The organism is Streptomyces sp. NPDC053665 (assembly GCF_055585285.1).
The window spans coordinates 101,490-115,089 of sequence record NZ_JBVJKK010000008.1 but is presented as its reverse complement, the minus strand read 5'-3'; the positions used below and the strand labels follow the sequence as shown (position 1 = coordinate 115,089).

Genomic DNA, 13,600 nt, shown 5'->3' with positions numbered 1-13,600 from the left:
ATGTTCCGCCGCACCTTCTGGTTCAGCACGGGCGTCGCCGCCGGTGTGTGGGCCACCACCAAGGTCAACCGCAAGCTCAGGCAGCTGACCCCCGAGAGCCTCGCGAAGACCGCCGGGAACAAGGCGATCGAGGCGGGCCACCGCATCAAGGACCGGGCGGTGGGCTTCGCGCTCGACGTCCGGGACAACATGGCCGCGCGGGAGGCCGAGCTCGGCGAGGCACTCGGCATCAACGAGAACCCGGAACTCCCGGCGCCCCGGCGGCACGCCGCCATCGAGAACCGCAACAACCCGACGTACGTCGAGGGTTCGACGTACCCGACGTACCCGTACAACCGGAATGAGGACCACTGATGGAGTCGGCTGAGATTCGCCGCCGCTGGTTGAGCTTCTTCGAGGAGCGCGGTCACACCGTCGTCCCTTCGGCGTCGCTCATCGCGGACGACCCGACTCTGCTCCTCGTCCCGGCCGGCATGGTCCCCTTCAAGCCCTACTTCCTCGGTGAGGTCAAGCCGCCCTTCGCCCGCGCCACCAGCGTGCAGAAGTGCGTGCGCACGCCGGACATCGAGGAGGTCGGCAAGACCACCCGGCACGGCACGTTCTTCCAGATGTGCGGCAACTTCTCCTTCGGCGACTACTTCAAGGAAGGCGCCATCAAGCTCGCCTGGGAGCTGCTCACCGGCTCGCAGGACGAGGGCGGTTACGGCCTCGACCCCGAGCGCCTGTGGATCACCGTCTACAAGGACGACGACGAGGCCGAGCGCATCTGGCACGAGGTCGTCGGCGTGCCGAAGGAGCGCATCCAGCGCCTCGGCATGAAGGACAACTACTGGTCCATGGGCGTCCCCGGCCCCTGCGGCCCCTGCTCCGAGATCAACTACGACCGCGGCCCCGAGTTCGGCGCCGAGGGCGGTCCCGCCGTCAACGACGAGCGGTACGTGGAGATCTGGAACCTCGTCTTCATGCAGTACGAGCGGGGCGAGGGCATCGGCAAGGACAACTTCGAGATCCTCGGCGAACTGCCCAGCAAGAACATCGACACCGGCCTCGGGCTCGAGCGCCTCGCCATGATTCTGCAGGGCGTGCAGAACATGTACGAGATCGACACCTCGATGGCCGTCATCGACAAGGCCACCGAGCTGACCGGCGTCCGCTACGGCGACGCCCAGGCCTCGGACGTCTCCCTGCGCGTGGTCACCGACCACATGCGCACGTCCGTGATGCTGATCGGCGACGGCGTCACCCCCGGCAACGAGGGCCGCGGCTACGTGCTGCGCCGCATCATGCGTCGCGCCATCCGCAACATGCGCCTGCTCGGTGCCACCGGCCCGGTCGTCAAGGACCTGATCGACACCGTGATCGAGATGATGGGCCGGCAGTACCCCGAGCTCGTCACCGACCGCGAGCGCATCGAGAAGGTGGCCCTCGCCGAGGAGAACGCCTTCCTCAAGACGCTGAAGGCCGGCACCAACATCCTCGACACGGCCGTCACCGACACCAAGGCCGCCGGCGGCACCGTCCTGCCCGGCGACAAGGCCTTCCTGCTCCACGACACCTGGGGCTTCCCGATCGACCTCACCCTGGAGATGGCCGCCGAGCAGGGCCTGTCCGTGGACGAGGACGGCTTCCGGCGCCTGATGAAGGAGCAGCGGGAGCGCGCCAAGGCCGACGCCCAGGCCAAGAAGACCGGGCACGCCGGTGCCGGCGCCTACCGCGAGATCGCCGACCAGGCCGGTGCCACCGACTTCATCGGCTACACCGACACCGAGAGCGAGTCCACGATCGTCGGCATCCTCGTCGACGGCGCCTCCTCCCCGGCCGCCACCGAGGGCGACGAGGTCGAGATCGTCCTGGACCGCACGCCCTTCTATGCCGAGGGCGGCGGCCAGATCGGCGACACCGGCCGCATCAAGGTCGACACCGGTGCCGTCATCGAGATCCGCGACTGCCAGAAGCCCGTCCCGGGCGTCTACGTCCACAAGGGCGTCGTCCAGGTCGGCGAGGTCACCGTCGGCGCCAAGGCCCACGCCGCCATCGACGACCGCCGCCGCAAGGCCATCGCCCGCGCCCACTCGGCCACCCACCTGACCCACCAGGCCCTGCGCGACGCCCTCGGCCCGACGGCCGCCCAGGCCGGTTCGGAGAACCAGCCCGGCCGCTTCCGCTTCGACTTCGGCTCCCCGTCCGCCGTCCCGACGGCCGTGATGACCGACGTCGAGCAGAAGATCAACGAGGTGCTCGCCCGCGACCTGGACGTCCGGGCCGACGTCATGGGCATCGACGAGGCCAAGAAGCAGGGCGCCATCGCCGAGTTCGGCGAGAAGTACGGCGAGCGCGTGCGCGTGGTGACCATCGGCGACTTCTCCAAGGAGCTGTGCGGTGGCACGCACGTGCACAACACCGCCCAGCTGGGCCTGGTGAAGCTGCTCGGCGAGTCCTCCATCGGCTCGGGCGTGCGGCGTATCGAGGCCCTGGTCGGCGTGGACGCCTACAACTTCCTCGCCCGGGAGCACACGGTCGTCGCCCAGCTCCAGGAGCTGATCAAGGGCCGCCCGGAGGAGCTCCCGGAGAAGGTCTCCGCCATGCTCGGCAAGCTGAAGGACGCCGAGAAGGAGATCGAGAAGTTCCGCGCCGAGAAGGTGCTCCAGGCCGCCGCCGGTCTCGCCGAGTCCGCCAAGGACGTCCGAGGCGTCGCCGTCGTGACCGGCCAGGTCCCGGACGGCACGACCGCCGACGACCTGCGCAAGCTGGTCCTCGACGTGCGCGGGCGCATCCAGGGCGGCCGGGCCGCCGTCGTCGCCCTGTTCACGGTCGTCAACGGCAAGCCGCTCACGGTGATCGCCACCAACGAGGCCGCCCGCGAGCGCGGTCTGAAGGCCGGTGACCTGGTCCGCGCCGCCGCCAAGACCCTCGGCGGCGGCGGTGGCGGCAAGCCGGACGTCGCCCAGGGCGGCGGCCAGAACCCGGCCGCCGTCGGTGACGCCGTGGACGCCGTCGAGCGCCTCGTCGCCGAGACGGCCAAGTAGGGGACGGGCCGGACCATGCGCAGAGGACGTCGGCTCGCGATCGACGTCGGGGACGCCCGCATCGGGGTCGCCTCGTGCGACCCCGACGGGATCCTCGCCACCCCGGTGGAGACGGTCCCCGGGCGCGACATCCCGGCAGCCCGGCGACGGCTGGGGCAGCTCGTCGAGGAGTACGAGCCCATCGAGGTGGTGATCGGCCTGCCGCGCTCCCTCAAGGGCGGCGAAGGCCCCGCCGCGGTCAAGGTCCGGGGCTTCGCCCAGGAGCTGGCCGGCATGATCGCCCCGGTGCCGGTGAGGCTCGTCGACGAACGGATGACGACGGTGACGGCCAGTCAGGGACTGCGCGCCTCGGGCGTGAAGTCCAAGAAGGGCCGGTCCGTCATCGACCAGGCGGCCGCCGTGATCATCCTCCAGCAGGCCCTCGAATCCGAACGGGTGTCAGGCAAAGCACCCGGTGAAGGCGTCGAAGTGGTCATCTGATCGCGATACGGTAACGTTCCGCGCGATGCGGCGGCGTTCGAACAGCCGCCGCACAGCAAGAGGCGGGACGGGAGCCGGGCCGGAAGCCGCGCGACCGCCGCCTCGCGGCTCTAGGGGATCGATGACTGAGTATGGCCGGGGCCAAGGCTCCGAACCGTGGCATCCGGAGGACCCGTTGTACGGGGACGGCGGATTCGGCGGCCCGCAGGCCCAGCAGGGTCACCCGTCCCCCTACGGAGGCCAGCCGCAGCACTACCCGCAGCAGCCGCAGCAGGGCGACTGGGGCAGCGGCGAGTACCCCGGCTACGGTCACGCGCACCAGCAGTACCCGTACGACCAGCAGCAGTACGCGGCCCAGGCCCACGGACAGCAGCAGTACCCCGGTCAGGGCCAGCCGCAGGACCCGTACCAGCAGCAGCCCTACGGCAACGGCGGCTGGGACACCGGCGCCCACCAGCAGGTCTCGTACCCGGGTGATCCCTACGGGCAGCAGAGCGACACCTACGGGACGGGCCCGCAGGAGTCCTACGGCACCCCCGACGCCTACCCGCCCTCCGAGCAGCCGGCCCCGCGAAGCACCGGGCGGAGCCCGGAACCCGAGGCCGAGACGGACTGGGACCCGGGCCCCGACCAGGGTGAACACGCCTTCTTCGCGGGCGGGGACGACGAGGACGACGGTGGCGACGGCGACGATCCGCGTGACCGGCGCGGCAAGGGCGGCGACAAACGCGGACGCGGCGGCAAGCCGAAGAAGCGCCGCAACGGCATGGCCTGCCTGCTGGTCGTCGTGATCCTCGGCGGCGGCGTGGCCGGTGCCGGCTACTTCGGCTACCAGTTCTACCAGGATCGTTTCGGCGACGCCCCGGACTTCGCGGGCGAGGGAACCGGCCAGAAGGTGTCCGTCGAGATCCCCGAGGGCGCGAACGGCTACGCGATCGGCCGGGCGCTGAAGGCCGCCGGGGTCGTCAAGAGCGTCGACGCCTTCGTCTCGGCCCAGGCGTCCGACCCGGAGGGCCGCAACATCCAGGCCGGCGTCTACACGATGCGGAAGCAGATGTCGGCCGCCAGCGCGGTCGAGCTGATGCTGAGCCCCGAGAGCCGCGACAACCTGATCATCGCCGAGGGCCGGCGCAACGCCGACATCTACCGCCTCATCGACAAGCGGCTGGAGGTCAAGGAGGGCACCACGGCCGCGGTCGCCGAGAAGGACTTCCGCAAGCTCGGTCTGCCCGCCTGGGCGCAGAATCACCCCCAGGTCAAGGACCCGCTGGAAGGGTTCCTCTACCCCTCGAGCTACGGCGTGACCGAGGGGCAGAAGCCCGCGGACGTGCTGAAGCAGATGGTCGGGCGGGCCACCGAGACCTACGACAAGCTCGGCGTCGAGAAGAAGGCCGCGAGCCTCGGGCTCGAGAACCCCTGGCAGCTGATCACGGTCGCCAGCCTCGTCCAGGCCGAGGGCACCAGCCACGACGACTTCCGCAAGATGGCCGAGGTCGTCTACAACCGCATGAAGCCCGGCAACCCCCAGACCAACGGGATGCTGGAGTTCGACTCCACCTACAACTACATCAAGAACCAGAGCAAGATCGACCTCAGCCTGAGCGAGCTGCGGAACTACGACAACCCCTACAACACGTACTTCCACAAGGGCCTGCCGCCGGGTCCCATCGACAACCCGGGCGAGGACGCGCTCAAGGGCGCGCTCGCCCCGACGGACGACGGCTGGTACTACTTCATCTCGCTCGACGGCAAGACCAGCAAGTTCACGAAGACGAACGCCGAACACCAGAAGCTGGTCGACAAGTTCAACGCCTCGCGCAACAACTGAGGAACCCTCCATGGCCGCACCCCGCCGGGCCGCCGTACTCGGCTCCCCGATCGCCCACTCGCTCTCCCCGGTCCTGCACCGCACCGCCTACCGGGAACTGGGCCTGGACGGCTGGACGTACGACCGGTTCGAGGTCGACGAGGCCGGGCTGCCCGCGTTCCTCGAGACGCTGGGACCCGAGTGGGCCGGGCTGTCGCTGACCATGCCGCTCAAGCGGGCCGTGATCCCGCTGCTCGACCGGATCAGCGACACCGCGGCCTCGGTCGACGCCGTCAACACCGTCGTCGTCACGGAGGACGGCCGCCGCACCGGCGACAACACGGACATCCCCGGCATGGTCGCCGCCCTGCGCGAACACGGCATCGAGCAGACCGACTCCGCCGCGATCCTCGGTGCGGGCGCCACCGCCTCCTCCGCGCTGGCCGCACTGTCCCGCATCTGCCCGGGCGAGATCGCCGTGTACGTGCGCAGCGAGGCCCGGGCCGCCGAGATGCGGCAGTGGGCGGAGCGGCTGGAGGTCACCGTGCGCATCGCCGACTGGGCGGACGCCGAGCAGGCCCTGCGCGCCCCGCTGGTGATCAGCACCACGCCCGCCGGGGTCACCGACGCGCTCGCCCGGTCGGTGCCGGAACGGCCGGCGGCCCTCTTCGACGTCCTCTACGACCCCTGGCCGACCGACCTCGCCGCCCGCTGGTCGGCGTACGGCGGAGCCGTCGTCAGCGGACTCGACCTGCTGGTGCACCAGGCGGTGCTCCAGGTCGAGCAGATGACGGGACGCGCCCCCGCGCCCCTGGACGCCATGCGAAAAGCGGGCGAGCGGGCCCTCGCGGGCCGCTAAGATCCGCTCTCGTTCCGCAGGGGGCGGAACAAGGGGAGGGGAACGTCCGTCATGTCCGCAAGCCTGCCGCAGGCGTCCGCGAAGTCCGAGATCTTCGAGGTCGTGCTGCGCTTCCTGCCCGACTGGGTGCAGTTCACGGTGCTCGCCCTGATCGTGCTCGCCCTCGTGGCGTCCTGGGCCGTCAAGATCACGCGCAAGATCGCCTACCGCCGTGCCGTCCGCACCGGCCGGCCGGTGCACGCCGCCGCCCGGTACGGGCAGGGGCGCGGCGCCGACTTCCTCGGGCAGTACACGCCGCAGCAGACGCCCGCGCCGCCCCGGCAGGAATCCGGCGCCGACTTCCTGGGGGCCTACGCCCCGCAGCGCCGCGAGGGCGACAGCGCGTCCGCCTGATGGACCGGCGGCCGGACACCGGGCCCGGGCGTGGGAGGATCGGAGGTGGCGGACCGGAGCCGCGCAGCCGGTCAGGCCGTCGCCGTACGCGAGGACGTGCGTACGCAAGGCAGTACCAGGGCGCGAGCACTGAGGAGCACCGTTGAGCAGGTTGCGCTGGCTGACCGCGGGGGAGTCCCACGGTCCCGCACTCGTCGCGACGCTGGAGGGCCTTCCCGCCGGCGTGCCGATCACCACGGACATGGTGGCGGACCATCTCGCGAGGCGGCGCCTGGGCTATGGGCGCGGTGCGCGGATGAAGTTCGAGCGGGACGAGGTCACCTTCCTCGGCGGTGTCCGGCACGGCCTCACGCTCGGCTCCCCGGTGGCGATCATGGTGGGCAACACCGAGTGGCCCAAGTGGGAGCAGGTCATGGCGGCCGACCCGGTCGACCCGGAGGTGCTGGCGGGGCTGGCCCGCAACGCGCCGCTGACCCGCCCCCGGCCCGGTCACGCCGACCTGGCGGGCATGCAGAAGTACGGCTTCGACGAGGCCCGGCCGATCCTGGAGCGTGCCTCGGCGCGGGAGACCGCGGCCCGGGTGGCGCTGGGCGCGGTGGCCCGCTCCTACCTGAAGGAGACCACCGGGGTCGAGATCGTCTCGCACGTGGTGGAACTGGCGTCGGCGAAGGCGCCCAAGGGCGTCTACCCGGCCCCGGCCGACGTGGAGCGGCTGGACGCCGACCCGGTGCGCTGCCTGGACGCGGACGCGTCGAAGGCGATGGTCGCCGAGATCGACCAGGCCCACAAGGACGGCGACACCCTGGGCGGTGTGGTGGAGATCCTGGCCTACGGCGTGCCCGTGGGTCTCGGTTCGCACGTGCACTGGGACCGCAAGCTGGACGCCCGGCTGGCCGGCGCGCTCATGGGGATCCAGGCCATCAAGGGTGTCGAGGTCGGCGACGGCTTCGAGCTGGCGCGGGTGCCGGGCTCGCAGGCGCACGACGAGATCGTGAACACCGGCGAGGGCATCCGGCGCACCTCGGGCCGCTCCGGCGGCACCGAGGGCGGGCTGAGCACCGGCGAACTGCTGCGGGTGCGGGCGGCGATGAAGCCGATCGCGACCGTCCCGCGCGCCCTCCAGACCGTGGACGTCACCACGGGCGAGGCCGCCCAGGCCCACCACCAGCGCTCGGACGTCTCCGCCGTCCCGGCGGCCGGGATCGTGGCCGAGGCCATGGTGGCGCTCGTCCTGGCCGACGCGGTGGCCGAGAAGTTCGGCGGCGACTCGGTGACCGAGACCCGCCGCAACGTCACCGCGTACCTCGACCACCTCGCCATCCGATGAGCGGGCCGCTGGTCGTGCTGGTCGGCCCGATGGGCGTGGGCAAGTCCACCGTCGGCCGGCTGCTGGCCGGGCGGCTCGGGGTCGCCTACCGGGACACCGACGACGACATCGTCGCCGGGCAGGGCCGGACGGTCGCCGAGATCTTCGTCGACGAGGGCGAGGCCGCCTTCCGGACGCTGGAGAAGGCGGCCGTGCGGCGCGCCGTCGCCGAGCACGACGGCGTGCTCGCGCTGGGCGGCGGCGCCGTCCTCGACGAGGACACGCGCGCGCTGCTCGCCGGGCAGCGCGTGGCGTACCTGTCGATGGACGTCGAGGAGGCCGTCAAGCGCACCGGCCTCAACACGGCCCGCCCGCTGCTCGCGGTCAACCCGCGCAAGCAGTGGCGCGAGCTGATGGAGGCCCGCCGGCACCTCTACGAGGAGGTCGCCACCGCCGTGATCGCCACGGACGGCCGTACGCCCGAAGAGGTCACCGAAGCCGCCCTGGACGCACTGGAGTTGAAGAAGGCATGAGCGAGGCAGTCACCCGCATCCAGGTCGCCGGCACCGCGGGCACCGAGCCCTACGAGGTCCTGGTGGGCCGTCAGCTGCTGGACGAACTCGGCGGGCTGATCGGCGACCGGGCCAAGCGGGTCGCGGTCATCCACCCCGAGGCGCTCGCCGAGACCGGCGACGCCCTGCGGGCCGACCTCGCCGGGCAGGGCTACGAGACCGTCGCGATCCAGGTGCCCAACGCCGAGGAGGCCAAGACCGCCGAGGTCGCCGCCTACTGCTGGAAGGCGCTCGGCCAGTCCGGCTTCACCCGCACCGATGTCGTCGTGGGCGTCGGCGGCGGCGCCACCACGGACCTCGCCGGGTTCGTGGCCGCCACCTGGCTGCGCGGGGTGCGCTGGATCGCCGTCCCGACGACCGTGCTGGCCATGGTCGACGCGGCCGTCGGCGGCAAGACCGGGATCAACACCGCCGAGGGCAAGAACCTCGTCGGCGCCTTCCACCCGCCCGCCGGAGTCCTGTGCGACCTGGCCGCGCTGGAGTCGCTGTCCGTCAACGACTACGTCTCCGGGCTCGCCGAGGTCATCAAGGCCGGCTTCATCGCCGACCCCGTGATCCTCGACCTGATCGAGTCCGACCCCGAGGCCGCCCGCACCCCGGCCGGACCGCACACCGCCGAGCTGATCGAGCGCTCCATCCGGGTCAAGGCCGACGTGGTCTCCTCGGACCTGAAGGAGTCGGGCCTGCGGGAGATCCTCAACTACGGGCACACGCTCGGCCACGCCATCGAGAAGAACGAGCGCTACAAGTGGCGCCACGGCGCGGCCGTCTCGGTCGGTATGCACTTCGCCGCCGAACTGGGCCGCCTCGCGGGCCGGCTGGACGACGCGACGGCCGACCGGCACCGCACCGTCCTCGAAGCGGTCGGGCTGCCCCTGCACTACCGCTACGACCAGTGGCCCAAGCTGCTGGAGACCATGAAGGTCGACAAGAAGTCCCGCGGCGACCTGCTGCGCTTCATCGTCCTCGACGGGCTGGCCAAGCCCACGGTCCTGGAAGGGCCCGACCCGGCCGTCCTGCTCGCCGCGTACGGCGAAGTCGGCCAGTAAGTCCTCCCGCGCGCCTGCCCGCCCCGAAGCGCCGTGCGCGTCCGGGCACTTCGGACCGCCCCCGGCCGTTCACACAGGGACGACCGGGGGCGGTACCGTTCGGTAGCAGCGGGTACCGCCCCCGCTGTCAGCGCCTATCGCCTGTACGAGACGGAGTGGCACCGGATGCAGCACGCAGTGGGTTCTCCGCTGCCGCCGCCCCATCAGCCGGGGCACGGACCGGCCGTCGGCTGGTCCCCGGCCGCACATCACCCGGGGCCGCAGCACCCCGGCGCGCAGCAGGGCCCCGCGCCCGTACCCCCGCCGCCCCCGGCGCCGGGCTACCCCGCGCCGCCTCCTGGTCCGGCCGCGCCGCCTGTTGGTCCGGCCGCGCCGCCTCCTGGTCCGGCCGCGCCTCCCGCGCAGGCCTCCGCGCCGGTGGTGCCGGAGACCACCGGCCATGTGCGGCTGCCGCCCGGCGGGCCCGTCGCCGTGCCGAGCGCCCCGCCCGCCGCGGCGGCCCCCGACCCTGCGGGCACGACCCTCGCGGTGCTGCTGATCGGCCCGGCGGGCGCGGGCAAGACCAGCGTCGCCAAGTACTGGGCGGACCACCGCCGGGTCCCCACGGCGCACATCAGCCTCGACGACGTGCGCGAATGGGTCCGTTCCGGCTTCGCCGACCCGCAGTCCGGGTGGAACGACAACTCCGAGGCCCAGTACCGCCTCGCCCGCCGCACCTGCGGATTCGCCGCGCGCAACTTCCTGGCCAACGGCATCTCGTGCATCCTCGACGACGCCGTCTTCCCCGACCGCCCGGTCGTCGGTCTCGGCGGCTGGAAACGCCACGTCGGCCCGGGCCTGCTGCCCGTCGTGCTCCTGCCGGGGCTGGACATCGTCCTGGAGCGCAACGCGGAGCGCTCCGGCAACCGCCGCCTGTCGGACGAGGAGGTCGCCCGCATCCACGGCCGCATGGCCGGCTGGTACGGATCGGGCCTGCCGATCATCGACAACTCCCAGATGGACGTGCCGGAGACGGCCCGGGTGCTGGACGAGGTCCTCGCCCGGTCCATAGCGAGCCCGCCCCAGTGGTAGCGCCACCCCGGGGCGGAGCCGTGCGGGCGGCACCCACCGCGCTGCCCCACTCGGCCTCTCCCGAACGGCGCCCGGCGGCCGAAGCTCATACGCTCGGTTCATGTCAGAGGTGTACGCGGCCCGCCGGACGCGTCTGAGGGAAATCTGCAACGCGGGCGGCAGCGCGGCGGCGCTCGTCTCCCGCCCCGCCAATGTGCGCTACCTCGCGGGTGCCGCCCCGCCCGGCGCCGCCCTGCTGCTGGGGCGGACCCCGCAGGAGGACCTCCTGGTCTGTGCCGGCCCGCCGGCCGACCGCCCCACCCAGGAGCGCCCCGACGAGGCGCTGCGCGTGCGGACCCTGCCGGGAGCAGCCGCGGGCGATCCGGCCGTCGCCGCGGCCGGCGTCGCCGCGGAGCACGGCACCGACTCGCTCGCCGTCGAGGAGCACCACCTCACCGTGGCCCGGCACCGGGCCCTCGGCTCGGCCGCCCCCGCCCTGCGCCTGGCCGATCTCGGCGGCGCGGTCGAGCAGCTCCGGGTCGTCAAGGACGAGGAGGAGATCTCCTCCCTCCGCATCGCCGCGGAGATCGCCGACCAGGCCCTCGGTGAACTCCTGGAGTCCATCCTGGTCGGCCGCACCGAGCGCCACCTCGCCCTCGAGCTGGAGAGGCGCCTGGTCGACCACGGGGCGGACGGTCCGGCCTTCCCCACCTCGGTGGGCACCGGCCCCCACTCGGGCCGCCCGGGTCACCGGCCCACCGACCGCCGGGTGGAGGAGGGCGACTTCCTCTCCGTGTGCCTCGGCGCGACGTACCGCGGCTACCGGTGCGAGATCGGCCGCACGTTCGTGATCGGCACCGCGCCCGCCGACTGGCAGATCGAGCTGTACGACCTGGTCTTCGCAGCCCAGCGGGCCGGTCGGGAGAGTCTCGTCCCCGGCGCCGCCTGCCGGGACGTGGACCGCGCGGCCCGCCAGGTGCTGGACTCCGCCGGGTACTCCGAGGGCCTCACGGCCCTGACCGGACACGGCGTGGGGCTCGAAATCGACGAGGACCCTCAATTGAGTCCCGCGGCCATGGGTAAACTGGACGCTTGCGTGCCGGTCACCGTCGAACCTGGGGTCCACCTCCCGGGCCGGGGTGGTGTCCGGATCGATGACACGCTCGTCGTCCGCCCCGAGGCGGACGGCGGACCCGAGCTACTCACCATCACGACCAAGGAGCTGCTCGCCCTGTAGGCAGGTGCGTGCCCCGGGGTCGTACGTCAGTCCAGGAGATTCCGCAACCGTGGCTTCCACGAACGACCTCAAGAACGGCATGGTGCTCAAGCTCGAAGGCGGCCAGCTCTGGTCCGTCGTCGAGTTCCAGCACGTCAAGCCCGGCAAGGGCCCGGCCTTCGTGCGCACCAAGCTCAAGAACGTGCTCTCCGGCAAGGTCGTCGACAAGACCTTCAACGCCGGCGTCAAGGTCGAAACGGCCACCGTCGACAAGCGGGACATGCAGTTCTCCTACATGGACGGCGAGTACTTCGTCTTCATGGACATGGAGACGTACGACCAGCTGCACGTCGACCGCAAGGCCGTCGGCGACGCCGCCAACTTCCTGATCGAGGGCTTCACCGCCACGGTCGCCCAGCACGAGGGCGAGGTGCTCTTCGTCGAGCTGCCCGCCGCCGTCGAGCTGACCGTGCAGGAGACCGAGCCGGGCGTCCAGGGCGACCGCTCCACCGGTGGCACCAAGCCCGCCACCCTGGAGACCGGCCACCAGATCCAGGTCCCCCTCTTCATCACCACCGGTGAGAAGATCAAGGTCGACACCCGCTCCAGCGACTACCTCGGCCGGGTGAACAGCTAACCGTGGCTGCCCGCAACACGGCCCGTAAGCGCGCCTTCCAGATCCTCTTCGAGGGTGACCAGCGCGGCGCCGACGTCCTGACGGTCCTCGCGGACTGGGTGCGGCTCTCCCGGGCGGACACCCGACAGCCGCCGGTCAGCGAGTACACGATGGAGCTCGTCGAGGGCTACGCCGAGCACGCGAAGCGCATCGACGAGCTGATCGCCCAGTACTCGGTGGGCTGGACGCTCGACCGCATGCCGGTCGTCGACCGCAACATCCTGCGGCTCGGCGCCTACGAGCTGATCTGGGTCGACGGGACCCCGGACGCCGTCGTGCTCGACGAGATGGTGCAGCTGGCGAAGGAGTTCTCGACGGACGAGTCGCCCTCGTTCGTCAACGGCCTCCTCGGCCGGCTGAAGGAGCTCAAGCCGTCGCTCCGCCGCGACGAGGTCTGAGGACCGAGCACACACGCCGGAGGGCCCGCAGCGGTGACGCTGCGGGCCCTCCGGCGTTTCCCCGGCCCGTCCTGTCGTCCCGGACGGCTCCACGGCCCCGTACGACACCGCCGGGGTGGCCGCGAACCATCTGGTTCCGGCCACCCCGGCGGCACGTTTCTGCTGTGGTCGGGTCCGCTGCCCCGGGGAGGGGTTAGGCGTCCTCGTGGGTCGCCACGGCGCGGCGCGCGTCCGCGTCCAGCACGCCCCAGCTGATCAGCTGCTCGGTGAGGACCGAGGGGGACTGGTCGTAGATGACGGCGAGTGTGCGCAGGTCGTCCTGGCGGATCGAGAGCACCTTGCCGTTGTAGTCACCACGCTGCGACTGGATCGTCGCCGCGTAGCGCTGGAGGGGGCCCGCCTTCTCGGCGGGGACCGTGGCCAGCCGCTCCAGGTCCAGGACCAGCTTGGGCGGCGGCTCGGCGGCGCCGCCCGGGGTGGTGCCCGGCAGCAGCTCCTGCACCGGAACGCCGTAGAAATCCGCCAGCTCGGCAAGGCGCTGCACGGTCACGGCACGGTCGCCGCGCTCGTACGAACCGACCACGACCGCCTTCCAGCGGCCCTGGGACTTCTCCTCGACACCGTGGAGGGAAAGGCCCTGCTGGGTGCGGATCGCCCGGAGCTTGGCCCCGAGCTGTTTGGCGTATTCGCTGGACATATAGCTCCCCGGCACTGTGTCGACGCGTCTGGCGTGGGTGCCAGCCCGCGCGGCTGGTAACTCACTGTGAG

The 13,600-nt window shown here is 71.9% G+C and carries 14 protein-coding genes; 13 read left to right on the top strand and 1 reads right to left on the bottom strand.

Going from position 1 to position 13,600, the window contains the following annotated elements:
- From ACZ6ZN_RS28535 to nusB, 13 genes are all read left to right on the top strand, one after another.
- Nucleotides 1-354 (top strand): hypothetical protein, encoded by a 354-nt coding sequence (locus ACZ6ZN_RS28535; protein ID WP_451877216.1) that lies wholly within the window; start codon nt 1-3, stop codon nt 352-354.
- Nucleotides 354-3,026 (top strand): alanine--tRNA ligase, encoded by a 2,673-nt coding sequence (alaS, locus tag ACZ6ZN_RS28530; RefSeq protein ID WP_398110700.1) that lies wholly within the window; start codon nt 354-356, stop codon nt 3,024-3,026. The genes ACZ6ZN_RS28535 and alaS overlap by 1 nt, the downstream gene beginning before the upstream one ends.
- Before the next feature lie 15 nt (nt 3,027-3,041).
- Nucleotides 3,042-3,506: a Holliday junction resolvase RuvX gene (ruvX, locus tag ACZ6ZN_RS28525; RefSeq protein ID WP_451877218.1), complete on the top strand. Its 465-nt coding sequence runs from the start codon at nt 3,042-3,044 to the stop codon at nt 3,504-3,506.
- A gap of 121 nt (nt 3,507-3,627) precedes the next feature.
- Nucleotides 3,628-5,334, top strand: coding sequence for an endolytic transglycosylase MltG (mltG, locus tag ACZ6ZN_RS28520; RefSeq protein ID WP_469650655.1), 1,707 nt, complete (start codon nt 3,628-3,630; stop codon nt 5,332-5,334).
- 10 nt (nt 5,335-5,344) lie between these two features.
- Complete coding sequence (locus ACZ6ZN_RS28515) at nt 5,345-6,172, top strand: shikimate dehydrogenase (RefSeq protein WP_451877220.1); 828 nt, start codon at nt 5,345-5,347, stop codon at nt 6,170-6,172.
- Nucleotides 6,173-6,223: 51 nt separating this feature from the next.
- Nucleotides 6,224-6,565 carry a hypothetical protein gene (locus ACZ6ZN_RS28510; RefSeq protein ID WP_469650652.1) on the top strand — a complete coding sequence of 114 codons (342 nt, stop codon included), beginning with the start codon at nt 6,224-6,226 and terminating at the stop codon, nt 6,563-6,565.
- A 142-nt stretch (nt 6,566-6,707) separates the two neighbouring features.
- A complete protein-coding gene (gene aroC, locus ACZ6ZN_RS28505; RefSeq protein ID WP_398110705.1) occupies nt 6,708-7,892 on the top strand; it encodes a chorismate synthase in 1,185 nt (394 codons plus the stop codon).
- Nucleotides 7,889-8,404 carry a shikimate kinase gene (locus tag ACZ6ZN_RS28500; protein WP_469650648.1) on the top strand — a complete coding sequence of 172 codons (516 nt, stop codon included), beginning with the start codon at nt 7,889-7,891 and terminating at the stop codon, nt 8,402-8,404. The genes aroC and ACZ6ZN_RS28500 overlap by 4 nt, the downstream gene beginning before the upstream one ends.
- On the top strand, nt 8,401-9,492 hold the full coding sequence (gene aroB / locus ACZ6ZN_RS28495) for a 3-dehydroquinate synthase (protein WP_469650646.1): 1,092 nt from the start codon (nt 8,401-8,403) through the stop codon (nt 9,490-9,492). The genes ACZ6ZN_RS28500 and aroB overlap by 4 nt, the downstream gene beginning before the upstream one ends.
- Nucleotides 9,493-9,657: 165 nt before the next feature.
- The gene (locus tag ACZ6ZN_RS28490) at nt 9,658-10,563 is read left to right on the top strand and encodes a Pro-rich N-terminal domain-containing protein (protein ID WP_469650643.1); all 906 of its coding nucleotides are present in this window, start codon (nt 9,658-9,660) and stop codon (nt 10,561-10,563) included.
- 100 nt (nt 10,564-10,663) lie between these two features.
- Nucleotides 10,664-11,779 (top strand): M24 family metallopeptidase, encoded by a 1,116-nt coding sequence (locus ACZ6ZN_RS28485; protein WP_469650640.1) that lies wholly within the window; start codon nt 10,664-10,666, stop codon nt 11,777-11,779.
- A 49-nt stretch (nt 11,780-11,828) separates the two neighbouring features.
- Nucleotides 11,829-12,395, top strand: a complete 567-nt coding sequence (efp, locus tag ACZ6ZN_RS28480) for an elongation factor P (RefSeq protein ID WP_333937441.1) — start codon at nt 11,829-11,831, stop codon at nt 12,393-12,395.
- A 2-nt stretch (nt 12,396-12,397) separates the two neighbouring features.
- Complete coding sequence (gene nusB / locus ACZ6ZN_RS28475) at nt 12,398-12,832, top strand: transcription antitermination factor NusB (RefSeq protein ID WP_184981683.1); 435 nt, start codon at nt 12,398-12,400, stop codon at nt 12,830-12,832.
- Between the two features lie 193 nt (nt 12,833-13,025).
- On the opposite strand, the gene bldD is transcribed toward nusB, so the two are convergent.
- Nucleotides 13,026-13,529: a transcriptional regulator BldD gene (gene bldD, locus ACZ6ZN_RS28470; protein ID WP_020938842.1), complete on the bottom strand. Its 504-nt coding sequence runs from the start codon at nt 13,527-13,529 to the stop codon at nt 13,026-13,028.
- Between the last annotated feature and the right edge of the window lie 71 nt (nt 13,530-13,600).